Source organism: Paraburkholderia sediminicola (assembly GCF_046027355.1).
Lineage (GTDB): Bacteria > Pseudomonadota > Gammaproteobacteria > Burkholderiales > Burkholderiaceae > Paraburkholderia > Paraburkholderia sediminicola_B.
The window spans coordinates 196,520-214,406 of the sequence record NZ_JAQQEK010000011.1 but is presented as its reverse complement, the minus strand read 5'-3'; the positions used below and the strand labels follow the sequence as shown (position 1 = coordinate 214,406).

Annotated in this window: 17 protein-coding genes; 6 read left to right on the top strand and 11 right to left on the bottom strand. The window is 63.4% G+C overall.

Annotated features, from left to right (window positions below; genetic code table 11):
- Nucleotides 1-33: 33 nt before the first annotated feature.
- Entirely contained in the window at nucleotides 34-546 is a 513-nt protein-coding gene (locus PQR42_RS20660; protein WP_310813623.1) for a winged helix DNA-binding protein, read from the bottom strand.
- 207 nt (nucleotides 547-753) lie between these two features.
- On the opposite strand from PQR42_RS20660, the gene pxpB reads away from it, so the two are divergent.
- The 6 genes from pxpB (at nucleotide 754) to PQR42_RS20630 (ending at nucleotide 7,215) form a co-directional block, all read left to right on the top strand.
- A complete protein-coding gene (gene pxpB, locus PQR42_RS20655) occupies nucleotides 754-1,407 on the top strand; it encodes a 5-oxoprolinase subunit PxpB (RefSeq protein ID WP_408207277.1) in 654 nt (217 codons plus the stop codon).
- A complete protein-coding gene (locus tag PQR42_RS20650) occupies nucleotides 1,404-2,456 on the top strand; it encodes a 5-oxoprolinase subunit C family protein (RefSeq protein ID WP_408207275.1) in 1,053 nt (350 codons plus the stop codon). Before pxpB ends, PQR42_RS20650 begins: the two co-directional genes overlap by 4 nt.
- Before the next feature lie 27 nt (nucleotides 2,457-2,483).
- Nucleotides 2,484-3,236 carry a 5-oxoprolinase subunit PxpA gene (gene pxpA, locus PQR42_RS20645; protein WP_408207273.1) on the top strand — a complete coding sequence of 251 codons (753 nt, stop codon included), beginning with the start codon at nucleotides 2,484-2,486 and terminating at the stop codon, nucleotides 3,234-3,236.
- 256 nt (nucleotides 3,237-3,492) lie between these two features.
- Entirely contained in the window at nucleotides 3,493-4,242 is a 750-nt protein-coding gene (locus PQR42_RS20640; protein ID WP_408384039.1) for a DUF969 domain-containing protein, read from the top strand.
- Entirely contained in the window at nucleotides 4,239-5,195 is a 957-nt protein-coding gene (locus PQR42_RS20635; protein ID WP_408207269.1) for a DUF979 domain-containing protein, read from the top strand. The genes PQR42_RS20640 and PQR42_RS20635 overlap by 4 nt, the downstream gene beginning before the upstream one ends.
- Nucleotides 5,196-5,409: 214 nt before the next feature.
- A complete protein-coding gene (locus PQR42_RS20630) occupies nucleotides 5,410-7,215 on the top strand; it encodes a tetratricopeptide repeat protein (RefSeq protein ID WP_408384037.1) in 1,806 nt (601 codons plus the stop codon).
- Nucleotides 7,216-7,296: 81 nt separating this feature from the next.
- Here PQR42_RS20630 and PQR42_RS20625 read toward each other — a convergent pair whose 3' ends face one another.
- From PQR42_RS20625 to metF, 10 genes are all read right to left on the bottom strand, one after another.
- A complete protein-coding gene (locus tag PQR42_RS20625; RefSeq protein WP_408207265.1) occupies nucleotides 7,297-7,557 on the bottom strand; it encodes a BrnA antitoxin family protein in 261 nt (86 codons plus the stop codon).
- A 37-nt stretch (nucleotides 7,558-7,594) separates the two neighbouring features.
- Nucleotides 7,595-7,900, bottom strand: coding sequence for a BrnT family toxin (locus PQR42_RS20620; protein ID WP_408207263.1), 306 nt, complete (start codon nucleotides 7,898-7,900; stop codon nucleotides 7,595-7,597).
- A gap of 172 nt (nucleotides 7,901-8,072) precedes the next feature.
- Entirely contained in the window at nucleotides 8,073-9,233 is a 1,161-nt protein-coding gene (locus PQR42_RS20615; RefSeq protein ID WP_408207261.1) for a TraB/GumN family protein, read from the bottom strand.
- Nucleotides 9,226-10,245 carry a peptide ABC transporter ATP-binding protein gene (locus PQR42_RS20610; protein WP_408207259.1) on the bottom strand — a complete coding sequence of 340 codons (1,020 nt, stop codon included), beginning with the start codon at nucleotides 10,243-10,245 and terminating at the stop codon, nucleotides 9,226-9,228. Before PQR42_RS20610 ends, PQR42_RS20615 begins: the two co-directional genes overlap by 8 nt.
- Nucleotides 10,242-11,246, bottom strand: a complete 1,005-nt coding sequence (locus tag PQR42_RS20605; RefSeq protein WP_132376634.1) for an ABC transporter ATP-binding protein — start codon at nucleotides 11,244-11,246, stop codon at nucleotides 10,242-10,244. The genes PQR42_RS20610 and PQR42_RS20605 overlap by 4 nt, the downstream gene beginning before the upstream one ends.
- Before the next feature lies 1 nt (nucleotide 11,247).
- A complete protein-coding gene (locus PQR42_RS20600; protein ID WP_408207257.1) occupies nucleotides 11,248-12,165 on the bottom strand; it encodes an ABC transporter permease subunit in 918 nt (305 codons plus the stop codon).
- Nucleotides 12,166-12,172: 7 nt separating this feature from the next.
- The gene (locus tag PQR42_RS20595; protein ID WP_091798153.1) at nucleotides 12,173-13,183 is read right to left on the bottom strand and encodes an ABC transporter permease subunit; all 1,011 of its coding nucleotides are present in this window, start codon (nucleotides 13,181-13,183) and stop codon (nucleotides 12,173-12,175) included.
- A gap of 138 nt (nucleotides 13,184-13,321) precedes the next feature.
- Nucleotides 13,322-14,950 (bottom strand): ABC transporter substrate-binding protein, encoded by a 1,629-nt coding sequence (locus PQR42_RS20590; RefSeq protein WP_408207255.1) that lies wholly within the window; start codon nucleotides 14,948-14,950, stop codon nucleotides 13,322-13,324.
- Nucleotides 14,951-15,146: 196 nt separating this feature from the next.
- The gene (locus PQR42_RS20585) at nucleotides 15,147-16,790 is read right to left on the bottom strand and encodes an ABC transporter substrate-binding protein (RefSeq protein ID WP_408207253.1); all 1,644 of its coding nucleotides are present in this window, start codon (nucleotides 16,788-16,790) and stop codon (nucleotides 15,147-15,149) included.
- Between the two features lie 263 nt (nucleotides 16,791-17,053).
- A complete protein-coding gene (gene metF, locus PQR42_RS20580) occupies nucleotides 17,054-17,884 on the bottom strand; it encodes a methylenetetrahydrofolate reductase [NAD(P)H] (RefSeq protein WP_408384035.1) in 831 nt (276 codons plus the stop codon).
- Nucleotides 17,885-17,887 lie beyond the last annotated feature (3 nt).

Sequence of the window (17,887 nt, the reverse complement as noted above, 5' to 3'; positions counted from 1 at the left end):
GCGCCGCGCCGCCGCAAAGCAAATAACGCTGCGTTATAACGACGCTGCCGCCCGCGCGGCCGTGTCGTAAAGACCTGACGCGTTGCGCATCAACTGCGCCGCTTCGCCGATCTGCTCGTTGGTCAGGCCGCTTTCCTTCAGCGTCGAAATCAGACAGCTCTCGCGCACCTCGCGATATTTCAGACAGAGTTCGCGGCCCACATCGGTCGCCGAGAAGAACACTTCCTTGCCGGTCTTTTCGCTTTTTACATACCCTCTAGCTACGAGCTTCTTCAACGCGTAGGTGGCGACGTGCGTGTCTTCGATGTTCAGCACGAAGCAGATGTCCGCCAGCTTCTTGCGTCGCTCGCGATGGCTGACGTGGTGCAGCAGCGAGACCTCGATGGCGGTCATGTCCTTTTCGCCTGCCGCCGACATGCAGCGCACCATCCATCGGTTGAATGCATTGCCCGCCATGATGAGCGCGTACTCGAGTTCGGACAGTTCCGCGCTGGTCTCGGACACGAGATGTTCCGAGGAGACGATCTTGGTGGGATGGCGCGACATGGTGACGATTCTCGAGAGACGGGTTGGAAAGGTGTCGGGAGTGTACGACGCGCGTCCGCTCCCAGGGAGCCTGGCAAAAACGCTTATTGAGAAATTGTTGATATTTTATTGATAATGTACGCTTCAACCGTCGCCCGCTCGGTGCCGTTAACCGTTCAAAGGGCGTGCCGTGCCCGAATCCTCCGACTCGACCTAGGCCGTTAATCCATGAGCCAACCAAGAATCTTTCCGCTCGGCGATACCGCGCTAGTCTGCGAAGCGCCGCCGCCCGCGACGCTGGAATGCCAGCGGCGCGTGTGGGCGGCCGCCGAGGCCGCGCGCGACTGGCCGCATGTGCTGGAGGTGGTGCCGGGCATGAACAACCTGACGCTCGTCTTCGATCCGCTCGAGGCCGACCGCGACGCGCTGGTGGGCCACCTGCAGGCGGCCTGGAATGCGGTGAGCGACGCGCCCGCGCCCGGCCGCGAAGTCGAGATTCCGGTGCAGTACGGCGGCGAGTTCGGCCCCGATCTGCAGGCGGTCGCCAATCACACCGGCTTGAGCGTGCGCGAGGTGGTCGAGCGTCATTCGCAGGGCGAGTACGTCGTGTTCTTCCTCGGCTTCCAGCCGGGCTTCGCCTATATGGGCGGCCTCGAAGCCGCGCTGCACACGCCGCGCCGCGCGTCGCCGCGGCTGGAAGTGCCGGCGGGGTCGGTCGGCATCGGCGGCGAACAGACCGGCATCTATCCGGCCACCTCCCCCGGCGGCTGGCAGTTGATCGGCCGCACCGAACTGCCGCTGTTCGACCCGGCGCGCCGGCCGCCCACGCTGCTGCAGCCGGGCGACCGGGTGCGCTTCACCGTCGCGGAGATACACGCATGATCGATGTGATTCGCGCGGGTCTCCTGACCACGATTCAGGATCTCGGCCGGCACGGCTACCGGCATCTCGGCGTCGCGATGGGTGGCGCGCTCGATCGTCTGTCGCTCGAAGTCGGCAACCGGCTGGTCGGCAACCGGCCCGATGCGGCGGGGCTGGAAATCACCTTCGGCCCGACCGTGCTGCGCTTTCTGCGCGCCACGCGGGTCGCCATCACCGGCACCGAATTCGGCGCGACGCTCGACGGCCGGCCGGTCTATTCGTGGTGGAGCCTGCCGGTGCAGGCCGGCCAGGAACTGGTGCTCAATGCGGCCAAGCGCGGCATGCGCGGCTACGTGTGCGTGGCGGGCGGCGTCGACGTCTTACCGATGCTCGGCTCGCGCAGCACCGATCTCGCCGGTCATTTCGGCGGACTCGGCGGCCGCGCGCTGCGCGACGGCGACCGCCTGCCGGTCGGCGCGCCGCCGCAACGCGGCCATCTCGGCTTTACGCCGGAGGCGCCGGAGTTCGGCGTGAAGGCGCCCGCCTGGTGCAAGTTCGTGCTGGTTCACGAGCCGCTGCGGCGTGGCCGTCATCCGTCGGGCGTGCCGTGGGCCGTGCCGATCCGCGTGCTGCGCGGACCGGAATACGACGGTTTCACCGATGAGGCCCACGAGTCGTTCTGGTCCGATGAATGGCTCGTCACGCCGAACAGCAACCGCATGGGTTACCGCCTGGCGGGCACCGAGCTCAAGCGCACCCGGAAAACCGATCTGCTTTCGCACGCCGTGTTGCCGGGCACGATCCAGGTGCCGCCGAACGGCCAGCCGATCGTGCTGATGAGCGACGCGCAAACCACCGGCGGCTATCCGAAGATCGGCGCGGTGATCCAGGCCGATCTCTGGAAGCTCGCGCAGGTGCGCCTGAACGCCGCCGTCCGTTTCATCCCGACGACGCCTTACGAGGCGCGTCAGGCTCTATTGGAAGAACGCACGTATTTGCGGCAGATCGACGCCGCGATCGCGATGCATGAAGAACGCTGCGCGCGGCAAGCGGCCGTCGCGGCGCTGTAGCACTGAGACACTGAGCAGAGGAACACCATGGAAATCGATTTGAACGCCGATCTCGGCGAAGGCTGCGGGTCCGACGAGGCACTGCTCGACCTGGTCAGCTCGGCGAATATCGCGTGCGGCTGGCACGCGGGCGGCGCCAACGCGATGCGCGACTGCGTGCGCTGGGCGGTGCAGAAAGGCGTGTCGATCGGCGCGCATCCGAGCTTCAACGATCCGGAGAACTTCGGCCGCAAGGAAATGGATCTGCCGGCCAACGACATCTATGCGGGCGTGCTGTATCAACTTGGCGCGCTGTCGGCGATCGCGCAGGCCGAGGGTGGGCGCATCGCGCACGTCAAGCCGCACGGCGCGCTGTACAACCAGGCCGCGCGCGACAACAAGATCGCCGACGCGATCGTCTCGGCGGTGCACGATTTCGATCCGTCGGTGGCGGTGTTCGCGCTGGCCAACAGCGGTCTCGTGACGGCCGCGCGCAACGCGGGTCTGGTCGCCGTCGAAGAAGTCTTCGCCGATCGCGGCTATCGCGCGGACGGCTCGCTGGTGCCGCGCAAAGAACCCGGCGCGCTGCTCGACGACGAAGACGAAGTGCTGACGCGCACGCTCGCGATGGTTCGCGAGCAACGCGTGCAGGCCGTGGACGGTCAATGGGTGTCGCTGAACGCGCAGACCATCTGCCTGCATGGCGACGGTCCGCATGCGCTGGCGTTCGCGCGGCGCATCCGTGGCGCGCTGCAGGACGCGGGCATCGAGGTCCACGCGGCCGGCGCCGCGCGCGCCTGACGCGCCGGCCGAACCGCGAGCCGGACAGCGCGATTCAAATCTTGTGCACCTTGCAACGCCCCGCTCCACGCGGGGCGTTTGCCAGGTACAGGACGCATCGCAGTACCCGCAGTCGATCAGCAGGTGCAGATGCAGGTGTAGCGAAGCAAACGCGGCCATCAAGAGCCGTGGCAACAAGACGGCGTCTGGACCACCCGGCGCCGGCCCACGTGAGCCGTCACAAGCGGCGAGGTTGAAACCCTGTTTGGAGATCCAGATGCAGTCAACAGTCAGTCTATGGCCACTCATTGGCGTGGCCGTCATCATCGTCGGCTTTTTATTACGGTTCAATCCGATGCTGATCGTGGCGGTCGCCGCGATCATCACTGGTTTGGCCGCGCACTTCCCGCCTGAAAAGATTCTTGCGGAGATCGGCACCGGTTTCATCAAGACCCGCAATATCCCGTTGATCATTCTCCTGCCGCTTGCCGTGATCGGTTTGCTCGAACGGCATGGCCTGCGTGAGCGCGCGCAAACGTGGATCGGCGGCATCAAGGCCGCCACCGCCGGGCGTCTTCTGATCGTCTATCTGCTGGTGCGCGAGCTGACCGCCGCAGTCGGCCTGACCGGACTCGGCGGCCATCCGCAAATGGTGCGTCCGCTGATCGCGCCGATGGCCGAAGGCGCGACCGAAACCCGCTTCGGCAAGATCAGCGACGCGGTGCGTTTCAAATTGCGCGCGTTCTCCGCGGCGACCGACAACGTGGGCCTCTTCTTCGGCGAGGACATCTTCGTCGCGTTCGGTGCGATCGTGCTGATGACCACCTTCCTGAAGGAAGCAGGGATCATCGTCGAGCCGATTCACGTGGCCGTGTGGGGCATTCCGACCGCCATCTGCGCGTTCATCATCCACGGCTTCCGTCTGTATCTGCTCGACCGCAAGCTCGAGCGCGAACTGCGCGGCAATGCCGCGGCGAACAACGCCGCCGGTTCGTCGACGCAATCCGCCGCAGGAGACAAAGCATGACGCTCACGATTACCTATCTCTTCTGGCTGCTGGGCGTGGTGCTGCTGGTTGTCGGCGGCATGATCGTCACGGACAAGGATCACCCGCGCCGTTTCACCGCCGGCGGTTTCTGGATTCTCTACGCGCTGATCTTCCTGATCGGCGACAAGCTGCCGCCCGCCGTGGTCGGCGTACTCGTGATCGTGATGGCGCTGATCGCCGGCTTCGGCGGTGTGACCGCGGGCAAGCCGAAAGTGCTGTCGCTCGAAGCGCGCAAGGCGAGCGCCGCGCGTCTGCGTAACAAGCTGTTCGTGCCCGCGCTGACGATTCCGGTCGTCACCGTGATCATCACACTGTCGGCGAGCCATCTGGTGTTCGGCGGCATGCCGCTGATCGAGAAGGCCAACGTCACGCTGATCGGCTTCGGCATCGGCTGCGTGATCGCTTTGGCGATTGCCTGCGTGATGACGCGCGACACCGTCGGCCAGTCGATGAAGGAGACGCGCCGGCTGGTCGACGCGTTATCGTGGGCCGCGGTGCTGCCGCAGATGCTCGGCATGCTCGGCCTCGTGTTCTCGGACGCGGGCGTCGGCAAGGCCGTCGCGCACGTGACCACGGCGTACATCAGCCTCGACTACCGTTTCATCGCAGTGGCCGTGTACTGCATCGGCATGGCGCTCTTCACCATGGTGATGGGTAACGGCTTTGCAGCGTTCCCAGTGATGACAGGCGGCGTCGGCGTGCCGATTCTGGTGGGCGTGTTTCACGGCAACCCGGCGGTGATGGTCGCGATCGGCATGTTCTCCGGCTACTGCGGCACGCTGATGACGCCGATGGCCGCGAACTTCAACATGGTGCCAGTCGCGCTGCTGGAACTGCCGGACAAGAACGCGGTGATCAAGGTGCAGATACCGACTGCGCTGACCTTGCTGATCGTGAATATCTTGCTGCTGAATTTCCTGATGTTCCTGTAGGACTCTTACCGTTGATGTTGGGAAACACCGACGTATCGCGGGACCTCTCTGCGATACGTCGATGAAATGGATTCACTGCAAGACGCGGATGCGACCGAATTAGGATGCGTCCGATCGTCGGGAAATGGGGGCGACCATACGATGCTGGACGGTCTCCCATCCACATGCGCCGGTACGCGCAGCGCGCGCCGCCGACGCTCTCCCGCAGGTTTCCATGGAACATCAATCCCCGCCTGATCGCGCGCGCAACGAGCCGCCGCACGCCGCTTACCTCGCCTCATTGATCGACGCGGCGCTCGAAGCGCATCAGGCCGCCCGGCTCGACGCCGCCGAATCCTTCTATCGCGAAGCCCTCGTGCTCGACCCCGCCCATACGGGAGCGCTGCACTACTTCGGCGTGCTGCAATACCAGCGCGGCGATCACGACGCCGCCGCCAGCCTGATGAGCCGCGCGCTCAAACTCGACCGTCACGATGCCGCCTGCTGGAGCAACCGAGGACTGGTGGCCGCCGCGCTCGGCCATCTCGACGAAGCGATGATTTGCTACGACCAGGCGCTGCAACTCCAGCCTGATTTCGCCGACGCGCACAACAACTTCGGCGTCGCGCTGCAAGCGCAAGGCGATCTCGATGAAGCGATCGAACAGTACCGGTTGGCGCTGGCCTCGAACCCCACGCTGCTCGACGCGCAGTTGAATCTCGGCACGGCGCTTAGCAAACTCGCGCGTTTCGACGAAGCCTTGGCGTGCTATCGCGAAGTCTTGTCGCTCGATCCGACATCGGCGGAAGCGCACTTCAACGCGGGCAACGCGCACAAAGCGCGAGGCGACCACGGCGCGGCGATCGCCGGCTTCGAGCGTGCCCTGGCGCTGCGCGCGAATTATGCGGAGGCGCACGTCAATCTGGGCAGCCTGATCGGCAAGCTCGGCGACTATGCGGGCGCCGAAGCGCATTTCCGACATGCGGTTGCAATCAAGCCGATTCCGACTCACCTCGTGTGCCTGGGCGGATCGCTCGGTGCGCAAGGCCGGTTGGACGAAGAGGAAGGTTTTTACCGCCGCGCGCTCGCGCTTGATCCGCACTACGCGGACGCGCATCAGAATCTCGCGTGGCTGTTGCTCAAGCGCGGCGACTATCGACAGGGCTGGGCTGAATTCGCGCTGCGCTGGCGTAAGAGCGACTATGACGCGATCGCGGTGCCGGGCTTGGCCGAATGGCATGGCGAGCCGCTCGAGGGACGTCGTCTGCTGCTGGTCGGCGAGCAGGGTTTCGGCGACCATTTCCAGTTCTTGCGCTTTGCAAGCGTGCTCGCCCAACGCGGTGCGACGGTCGACCTGTGCGTGCGCGAACCGCTGCTGCCTTTGGTCGAACGGATCGCGGGCGTGCATCGCGCATTCAGCGGCAAGCCCGACTGCGAGTACGATTTCTGGGTGCCGATGATGAGCGTGCCGTCGTGCATCGACATGGATCTCTCCGACATTCCTGCGGACGTGCCCTACCTGTTCGCCGATAAAGCGAAAATCAAGGCATGGCGCAAACGGCACGGGGCGGCCGAGAAATCGAAGCGCAAGGTGGGCCTCGTCTGGGCCGGCAGTCCTACATTCGGCAACGACCGCTATCGGTCGATGACGCTAACCGACCTGAGCGCACTCGGCGGGTTGGAAAACGTCGCCTGGCACGCGTTGCAGAAAGGTCCGGCGCATGCGCAATTGGCCGACGCGCCGCCGGCTTTCCGTGCGAACGATTTCACCGCCGATCTGAACAGTTTCGAAGACACGGCCGCGTTGATCATGGATCTCGACCTGGTGATCGCCGTGGACACCGGCGTCGCGCATCTGGCAGGAGCGTTGGGCAAGCCGGTGTGGTTGATGTTGCCCGCCAACTCTGACTGGCGCTGGCTCGAAGCACGCGGCGACTCGCCGTGGTATCCGGGGATGAGGTTGTTCCGGCAGGCGGTGCTGGGGGATTGGGCGCCGGTGGTCAAGGACGTGACCGAAGCACTACGCCACGGCGGCTTTTAACGCCCACGCTGCGCCAAGGCCTGACGCTTGGGCGCAGCATCGCTCATACCGGATGTAGACAAAATCCGGTTGTCGCGCGACTTAAGGACGCCGCCGCTGATGCGCCAGCATGTAGGCGCGCAACAATTTGTTGATGCGCGTCTGATAACCCTGCCCCTGCTCCTTGAACCAGCTCAACACGTCCGCATCCAGACGCATTGTCACTGCCTGCTTCGGCGGAACGTGCAATTCGGCGCGTTGAAAAAAGTCGTCGCCCAACTCGGGCAGGTCGCTCGTGTCGATCTGCGCGTCGTCCGTTTTGGCGAGTCGCTTCCAGTCTGTTCCCGATGCTTTAGCCATCATTTCACCTCTGCTCATGCCTCGATTGCCACAATGCCAGTCAATTCCAGACGCGCTGCTTGTAGTGTTTGACCTCGTGCCGCGTTGCCTTGCGTGCCGAAATGATCCGGACCACATCCACGCTGCGCTCGACATACACCACCACGCCCACGATGGCTGCGATCCAGCCTAGCGCCACCCAGCGGTCTTCGCCGTAGTCTTCCCGCAGGTCTAGCGCCGTGAGTACCGGGTGGTTGAACACGTCGATGGCATCCTGAAAACCGATGCCGTGTTTATGGATGTTGATCTGATTTTTGACTTCGTCCCATTCAAACAGCACGCGCCACCTGTATTGACGTTTGTACATACATCATAGCATGCAAAGGGCCGCTATGGCTGCGTGTGCCACGAGCATTTTGCGGCACACGTGAGCGTCGGACTGGGCGCTTCAGATACCGGTTCCGATGATGGCCGAACGGCCGATCCCGCTTAGGACGCTTGCCATGCTGCGTGTGCGCCGTCTCAGGGCCTGGCGAACCTCAGCCCGCCTCCACCACAAACCCGTGCTGCCGCAAAATCTGCAGCACGCCTTTGCGGCCACCCAGATGCAACGCGCCGATCGCCACGAAAACCGGCTTGTTCGGCGCGGCGATCAGCAGCATCCGCGAAACGAAGCGGCGGTTGCGGTCATAGACGATCTTGTTGTCGATCGAATCAGAGATGCGTTTGTCGCGGGCCAGTTTTTCGGATTTCGCCGCCTGCCAGGCGGCGATCGCATCCGCATCACCCACGCGCCACAGACGATGCAAGGTCCGCACATCCGCGACGTTTTCCGCCTGCGTCTGCACCAGATCCTGCGCCAGCATCTCGCGCTGCTGCGCGAGCGACAGTCCCGTGAACGCGCGCATTTGCTGCGACAAGGTCTCCAGACCGACGATCTTCCCGCGCGTGCGCAGATACACGTTTTGCAGTTGCGCTTCCGACCCGTACTCGGTCTGCAGGCCGGCGCTCAACGAATCGTAGGTTTCCACCAGCAACGAAGCGAGCCACGGCCGCATCTTCTTGATGGCGTCGAGCGCCGCCGGGTTGCCGCGCAGCCGGAGGGCGAGCTTGTGCCACAACGGTTCGGGCAGCAATCCCGGCAGACAGTCGCGCCGGCAGACGCCGTACTTCGAGACGTCGTCTTGCGAAACCAGCAGTTCGTCGGGTGAGAGTTCGAGCGCCAGCGTTGGCGAGGCGGCGAGCGCGCCGAGGATCGGTGCGCGGAAAGGCTGATTGGCAGGGTAGTCGGCAGGATCGCCGACATGCAGCGTGCCCAGCACGTAGATGGTGGTCGTGCCGCGTGTCGCGACATAGAACGGCATGCGCGCCGGCTGCGCGCGCACCGGGCCGCTCGCCGTGGTGCCCGGCAAGGCAGGCGGCGCAACGGGCGGCGGATTGAGGCCTGGCATGGTGCGCGGCGGCGCCGGCATGTTGGGCACCGGGAGCGCCGGACGCCCCGCCTGCGCGGGCGCATTGGCGGCCGCCCCGGCGGCATGCGCGACGCCGGTCGGCCCCATGCCCGGAAGAAATACGGAACAAACGCCGAAGAGCGCGGCACCGGTGAGTGCACGCGCCCTCCTGCGCCACGTGAAAGCAGCACTGAGGCCGCCATCACGCAAGCGGCGCGCAAGACGACGCGCCGCCAACCCATCAGGCATCCACGTCCCCCACCTCCTCGGCGCGGTGACACGAGACCTGGCGGCCATCCACCTCGCGCAGCTTCGGTTCTTCGCTGCGGCAGCGGTCGATCACGTACGGGCAGCGCTGATGAAACGTGCAACCCGACGGCGGATTCAGCGGCGAGGGCATTTCACCTTGCAGCTTGATCTTGATCGTGCGATCCGCCTCGAAGATCGAAGGCGTGGCCGACATCAGCGCGCGCGTGTACGGATGACGCGGGTTCGAGAAAATCCGCTTCTTGTCGCCGAGCTCCGCCACGCCGCCGAAGTACATCACCATCACGTCGTCGGCGATATGCTCCACCACCGAGAGGTTGTGCGAGATGAACACGTAGCTGGTCTTGAACTGTTCCTGCAGATCCATGAACAGATTCAGAATCTGCGCCTGGATCGACACGTCGAGCGCCGACACGGGTTCGTCGGCGACCACGATCTGCGGGTCGAGAATCATCGCGCGCGCAATCGCCACGCGCTGCCGCTGACCGCCGGAGAACATATGCGGATAACGCTTCGCATGTTCCGGACGCAGGCCGACGGTGCGCATCATCTGCGCGATCCGTTCGGCGCGCTCGGTCGCGCTCAGTTGCGTGTTGATCGCGAGCGGCTCGCCGAGCGTCTGCTCGACGGTCTTGCGCGGATTCAGCGAGGCAAACGGGTTCTGGAACACCATCTGCACGCGCCGCCGCAGCGCCGCGATCTTCGCGTGATCGGCGCCGGCCACGTCTTCACCGTCGATCAGCAGACGGCCCGCGGTGGGCGCTTCGATCATGGTGAGTTGACGAGCAAGCGTCGATTTGCCGCAGCCGGATTCGCCGACCACCGCCAAGGTCTTGCCGCGGTCGAGCGCGAACGAGACCCCGTTGAGCGCCTTCACCGTGCCCGACGCGAACATGCCGCGCTTGACCGTGTAGTAGCGCGCCAATTGCTCCGCGACCAGCACGTGATCGCCCGCATGGTCCGACTGGCGCCGCGTTTCGAGTACTGCGTTCATCGTGCGCCTCCATGGGTGTGAACGTTGGCGTCGCCGCTCAGGTTTAAAGGTTTGATGCAGCGCACGCGCGCCACTTCAGCGTGACCTTGCATCGGCGCGAGCGCGGGCCGCGCTTTCATGCAGTCGTCCACCACATACTTGCAGCGCGGCGCGAACAGACATCCCTTGGGCCGGTCGTCGCGACCCGGCACCATGCCCGGCAATGCAGCGAGCCGCACGGCGCCGACATTGTGCTCGGGAATCGCGGCCAGCAACGCTTCCGTGTACGGATGATGCGGCGCGGCGAAGATGTCGGGCACGCGGTTGGTCTCGATCACTTCGCCAGCGTACATGACCGCGACGCGTTGCGCGACCTCGGACACCACCGCCAGATCGTGCGAGATCAGCACGAGCGCCATGCCGCGTTCCTTCTGCAGCTTGATCAGCAACTCCATGATCTGCGCCTGGATAGTCACGTCGAGCGCGGTGGTCGGTTCGTCGGCGATCAGCAGCTTCGGGTTGCAGGCAATCGCCATTGCAATCATCACGCGCTGGTTCATGCCGCCCGACATCTGATGCGGAAATGAGCCGATGCGGCCTTTCGGGTCGGGAATGCCGACCTGATCGAGCAACTCCAACGCGCGCTTGTCCAGCGCACTGCCGCGCAAGCCTTCATGCAGCTTCAGCACTTCCTTGATCTGATAGCCGACGGTGTAGCTCGGATTCAGACTGGTGAGCGCGTCCTGGAACACCATCGCGATGTCTTTGCCGATGATCTTGCGGCGTTCCTTCGCCGATGCCTTCAGCAGGTTCTTGCCGTTGAAGGTGATTTCGTCGGCGGTCACGATGCCCGGTGCGTCGATCAGGCCCATCAGCGCCATCATCGTCACGCTCTTGCCCGAACCCGATTCGCCGACCACGCCGACCACTTCGCCCGGCGCGACATCGAGGTTGATCCGGTCGACAGCGGGCAGCCCGTTGAAGTTCACCGCCAGATTGCGGATGGTCAATAAGGTACTCATGTCAGGCCATCCTTTTCAGTTTGGGATCGAGTGCGTCGCGCAGCCCGTCGCCGAGCAGATTGACCGCGAGCACCGAGATCAGGATGGACAGACCCGGCATGGTGACGATCCACCAGGCGCTGTCGATGTAATCGCGCGCCGAGGCCAGCATCGCGCCCCACTCCGCCGACGGCGGTTGCACGCCGAGGCCGAGAAAGCCGAGTGCCGCGGCGTCGAGAATCGCCGACGAGAAGCCCAACGTGGCCTGCACGATCAGCGGCGCGGTGCAGTTCGGCAGCACTTGCGAGAACATCAGACGCAAGGTGCCGGCACCCGCCACGCGCGAAGCCGTCACATACTCTTTCTGCAACTCGCCCTGCGCCGACGCGCGCGTCAAACGCACGTAGCCCGGCAAGGCGACGATCGCGATCGCCAGCATCGTATTGACGAGACCCGGACCGATGATCGCCACGACCGCGACGGCGAGCAGCAGCGACGGCAACGCGAGCAGCACGTCCATGATGCGCATGATCGGCGTGTCGGCCCACTTCTCGAAGAAAGCCGCGATCAGACCGAGCACGACGCCCGGAATCAACGCGAGCACCACCGAGACGAAGCCGATCCAGAACGACAGCCGCGCGCCGTACATCAGACGCGAGAGGATGTCGCGGCCCGCTTCGTCGGTGCCGAGAATGAACTTCCAGTTGCCGCCCTCGAGCCAGGCGGGCGGAATCTTCACGAAGTCGCGGTACTGCTCGATCGGACTGTGCGGCGCGATCAACGGTGCGAAGATCGCGATGAAGATCAGCACGAGCACGATGACGCCGGCGCTGACCGCGCCACGGTTACGCGAGAAATTCGCCCAGAACTCACGGGCGGCGATAGCGCGGCCACTCGGAGGAGTGACCGACTGGGGGACTGTATTTTGTATGTCTGCCATGATCAGCTTACCTCGTATGGCGGATGCGCGGATTCAGCACGCCGTACAACAAATCGACGACGAGGTTCACGACGATCACCAGCGTGGCGATCATCAGGATACCGCCCTGCACCACCGGATAGTCGCGCCGGCCGATCGCGTCGATCAGCCACTTGCCGATACCCGGCCACGAAAACAGCGTCTCGGTCAGCACCGCGCCTGCGAGCAGCGTGCCGACCTGCAGACCGATCACCGTCACCACCGGAATCAGCGCATTGCGCAACGCATGCACGACGATCACGCGCCCCGGCGACAAGCCCTTCGCGCGCGCGGTGCGGATGTAGTCCTCGCGCAGCACTTCGAGCATCGACGAACGCGTCATGCGCGCGACGACCGCCAGCGGAATCGTGCCGAGCACGATAGCCGGCAGGATCAGATGGCTCAGCGCGGATTTGAACGCGCCTTCGTCGGTGGACATCATCGCGTCGATCAGCATGAAGCCGGTCACGTGCGGAATGTCGTATTCGACCGCGATGCGGCCGGACACCGGCGTCCAGCCGAGCTTCACGGAGAACACCATGATGAGGATCAAGCCCCACCAGAAGATCGGCATCGAGTAGCCGGTGAGCGCCGTGCCCATCACGCCGTGATCGACCACCGTGCCGCGCCTCAAAGCCGCGAACACGCCCGCCGGCAAGCCGACGATCAGCGCGAACAGCATCGCGCAGATCGACAGTTCGACGGTGGCAGGGAAGCGTGCGAGGAATTCGCCCATCACGCTGGTGTTGGTGATGATCGAGGTGCCGAGGTCGCCGTGCAGCGCGCGTCCGATGTAGTGGACGTACTGCATCGGCAGGGATTCGTCGAGCCCGAGCCGGTGCATCGCCGCGGCGTGCATGGCGGGATCGACGCCGCGCTCGCCCATCATCACTTCGATGGGGTCGCCCGGTATCAGGTGAATCAGCGCGAACGCGAGGATCGTGATGCCGATGAAGGTCGGAATCACCATGCCGATGCGGCGCAAAACAAAGCGGAACATGGTTCGTCCCTATGGTCTTGGTGAAGAAAAAACGCAACCGGCGACGAGGGCTCGTGACCCCGGTCGCCGGACCATTTCGACCAGTTTTCTAACCGTGCGAAAAGCGTACTGCGCGAATTTTACGACTAGCTTGACGAATTACTTGATACTGACACCGTCGAAACGCGCATAGCCGAGCGGTTCGATGCGCATGTCCACCACCTTCTTGCTGACAGGCTGGTACACCGTGGAGTGAGCGATCGGCGAGAACGGCAGTTGCTGCGCGAAGATCTGCTGCGCCTGCATGTAAGCCGTCGTGCGCGCGCCCTGATCGGATGTGACGCGGCCCTTCTGGATCAGGTCGTCGAACGGCTTATAGCACCACTTCGAGAAGTTGTTGCCGTTCACCGCTTCGCAGCCGAGCAGCGTGCCGAGCCAGTTGTCCGGATCGCCGTTGTCGCCGGTCCAGCCAATCAGCATCGTGTCGTCCTCACCTGCGTGCGCGCGCTTGATGTACTCGCCCCACTCATACGTGACGATCTTCGCCTTCACGCCGATCTTGGCCCAGTCGGCCTGGATCATTTCCGCCATCAGACGGGCGTTCGGGTTGTACGCGCGTTGCACCGGCATCGCCCACAGCGTGATGTCGAAGCCGTTCGGATAGCCAGCCTTCGCCAACAAGGCCTTGGCCTTCTCCGAATCGTAGGATGCGCTCTTCAGGTTCTTGTCGTACGACCATTGGGTCGGCGGCATCGGGTTCGTGGCAGCCTGGCCCGCGCCCTGGTACACCGAGTCGATGATCGCCTTCTTGTTGATCGCCATGTCGAGCGCCTGACGCACTTCGACCTTGTCGACCGGCTTGTGCGTCACGTTGTACGCGAGGTAGCCGAGGTTGAAGCCCGGCTGCGACGGCATCGCGATGTTCGCCTCAGCCTTCAGCGGCGCGATGTCGGCCGGACGCGGATAGCTCATCACCTGGCATTCGTCGCGCTTGATCTTCTGCACGCGCACGCCGGCGTCCGGCGTGATCGAGAAGATCAGCTTCGAGATCTTCACCGTGTTCGGCTTCCAGTAGTCCGGATTGCCGTCGAAGCGGATCGTCGCGTCTTTCGTGTAGCTGCGGAAGATGAACGGGCCCGTGCCGACCGGGAACTGGTTGATGTCGGCGGCCTTGCCGGCTTTCATCAACTGGTCGCCGTATTCACCCGAGAGGATCGACGCGTATTCCATTGCCAGATTCTGGATGAACGGCGCGTTGACTTCCTTCAGCGTGAACTTGACCGTGTACGGATCGACCTTTTCGACGCTCGTGATCAGCTTGTCGAGGCCCATGTCCGTGAAGTACGGGAACTGGACCGGGTAAGCCTTATGAAAGGCCGAGTTCGCATCCAGCATGCGCTGGAACGTGAACACGACGTCGTCCGCATTGAATTCGCGCGTCGGCTTGAAGAACGACGTGGTCTGGAACTTCACGCCATGACGCAGATGGAACGTGTAGGTCTTGCCGTCCGCGGACACATCCCACTTTTCGGCGAGGCCCGGTTCGACCTTGGTGCCGCCGCGTTCGAATTCGACGAGGCGGTTGTAGACGGTGAATGTGTTAGCCGTGAAATCGGTGCCCGTGGTGTATTGGGCAGGATCGAAACCCGCGGGGCTGCCTTCTGAGCAGTAGACCAGGGTTTTATTCGGAATCTCGGCGCGCGCGACACTTGCGCCCACCATCGATGCCGCTGCAGCTGCGACGAGCGTCGTAACACGCGCGGCGCGCAACAGATTGTTTTGCTTCATGTTTCCTCCAGGTTCGTGGCCGGCTCCCGCCGGCGTAGCGCGATATTACTTGAGCTTGGCTCACAGCACCAAGCGGAGGAAATTCCCTGTGTTGACGATCGGAAACCATTCGGGCATAAGAGCAGCCGCACGCCGGCGCTGGCCGGAGCGTGCGGCTCCAGAAGGTCGCTTCGGCAAAAATACGCCCTGCCGGGCCTTATTTCAGGCCCACGTTCATGAATTGCGTCGGGCCGAACGGGTCGATCTTGAAGCCGGTGACGTTCTTGCTGATCGGCTGGTACACCGTGGAGTGGGCGATCGGCGTGAACGGGACCTGATCCTTGAAAATCTCCTGCGCTTGAGTATAGGCACTGGTGCGCTGTGACAGATCAGTCGTACTACGGCCCTTTTTGATCAGATCGTCATAAGGTTTGTAGCACCATTTGGAAAAGTTACTGCCGCTCACCGCGTCGCAACCCAGTAAAACGCCAAGCCAGTTATCCGGATCGCCATAATCGCCGGTCCAGCCGATCAGCATGGCTTCATGCTCGCCGGCATGGCCGCGGCGAATATATTCGCCCCATTCATACGTGGCGATCTTCACCTTGACGCCGATTTTTGCCCAATCGGATTGCAGCATTTCCGCCATCAGCCGCGCGTTCGGGTTATAAGGCCGTTGAACCGGCATGGCCCACAGCGTCAAATCGAAGCCGTCCGGATAACCGGCCTGCTTCAGCAGCGCTTTGGCTTTCTCCGTGTCGTACGGGGCGTCCTTCAGATTCTTGTCGTAGCCCCACTGGGTCGGCGGCATGGGGTTGGTTGCCGTCTGGCCCGCGCCCTGATACACCGATTCGATAATCGCTTTTTTATTGATCGACATATCGAGCGCGCGGCGCACCAGCACGTTGTCGAGCGGCTTCTTGGTGGTGTTGTAGGCGATATAGCCGAGGTTGAAACCCACCTCGTTCGGCATGACGAGCGACGCATCGGTTTTCACCGTCGGAATATCGGCGGGACGCGGATACGACATCACCTGGCACTCGCCGCGTTTCAGTTTCTGCAGGCGCACGGCCGGATCGACGGTAATCGCGAATATCAGCTTGCCGACTTTGACGACGCCCGGCTTCCAGTAATCGGGATTACCGTCGAAGCGAATCGTGTCGTCTTTCGTATAGCTGCGGAAAATGAATGGGCCGGTGCCGACGGGATATTGATTGATATCCGACGCTTTACCCGCTTTCAATAACTGATCGCCGTATTCAGCCGAGAGAATCGAGGCGAACGGCATCGCGATCTGTTGTAAAAACGGTGCGTCGACTTCCTTCAGCGTGAATTTAACCGTGTACGGGTCGACCGCTTCGACCTTCGCGATGTTCTTGGCGAGGCCCAGATCGGTGAAATATGGGAACGGCACCGAGTACGCCTTGCGGAACGGCTGTTCCGGATCGAGCATCCGTTGGTACGTGAAGACGACGTCGTCGGCGTTGAATTCGCGCGTAGGCTTGAAGAACGCCGTGGTCTGGAACTTCACGCCGTGGCGCAAATGAAACGTATAGGTCAGCCCGTCCGGTGAGACGTCCCATTTTTCGGCGAGGCCCGGCTCGATATCCGTGCTGCCGTGCGCGAACTCGATCAGGCGGTTATAGACCGTGTACGATCCCGCGCTGAACTCGACGCTGGTGGTGTATTGCGCACTGTCGAAGCCCGCCGGACTGCCCTCGGAGCAGAACACGAGGGTCTTGTCGGGCAGCTTGGCTGCGTCGGCGGCGGCGGGCGAAAGCCCGGCGCTCAGAACCGCACAGGCGCTCAGCGCCGGAAGACAGGTTTGGCGAACTGCAAACAGCAACTTGGATACCGTCATCACGTTCTCCGCACAGCAGCCACGTCAGCTGCGCTTTGATCATAGACAGCACAAAAATCGGGTTCAATCCGGGCTTACGCGCCGCAAGCTTCACTCGGGCTGGCGTGGTTGTTGCGACGCAGCAGTCGTTGCGGCCGTTGCGCGAGCGTCGGATTCCCAGTCCGGCTTCATTCTCCTTACACTCGCGTGGCATTTGCAGCGCGAAAAAAAACCGCGCGACCGAATGCGCCGCGCGGTTTCGTCTTCGACAACGTGATGCGAGCTTAAACGCCCAACCGTTCGCAGATCGTCTTGGTCGCCGCGGCGCCGTTCAGCGTGTAGAAGTGCAGACCCGGCACTTTGGCGTCGATCAGACGCCCGCACAGGTCCGTCACCACATCCAGCCCGAATGCGCGAATCGACTCGCGGTCGTCGCCGAAGCTTTCCAGCCGGCGCGCGATCCAGCGCGGCACTTCAGCCCCGCACATCTCCGAGAAACGCATCAGTTGCGAGAAGTTGGTGATCGGCATGATGCCCGGCACGATCGGCACATCCACGCCGAGCTTCCTCGCGTCGTCGACGAAACGGAAGTACGCGTCCGCATTGAAGAAGTACTGCGTGATCGCCGAATTGGCGCCGGCCTTCACCTTGCGGGCGAAGTTGTCCAGATCGTGACGCGGCGAGCGCGACTGCGGGTGGTATTCCGGGTAGCCGGCCACCTCGATCCAGAACCAGTCGCCAAACTCGGCGCGGATGAAGCTCACCAGTTCCGACGCATAGCGCAGTTCGCCGACCTCGCCCATGCCGGACGGCAGATCGCCGCGCAGCGCGACGATATGGCGGATGCCATGCGCGCGGTATTCGTTGAGGATCGCGCGCAGGCTCTCTTTCGACGAGCCGATGCACGACACGTGCGGCGCCGCTTCGAGCCCTTCCTTCGCCATATCGACGACGGTATCGAGCGTGCCCTGTTGCGTCGAGCCGCCGGCGCCGAACGTGACGGACACGAACTTGGGCTTGAGCGTGGCGAGCTGGGCGCGCGTGGCGCGCAGCTTGTCGACGCCTTCCTGCGTTTTCGGCGGGAAGAATTCGAATGAAAGTTCGATCGGGTTCATGAT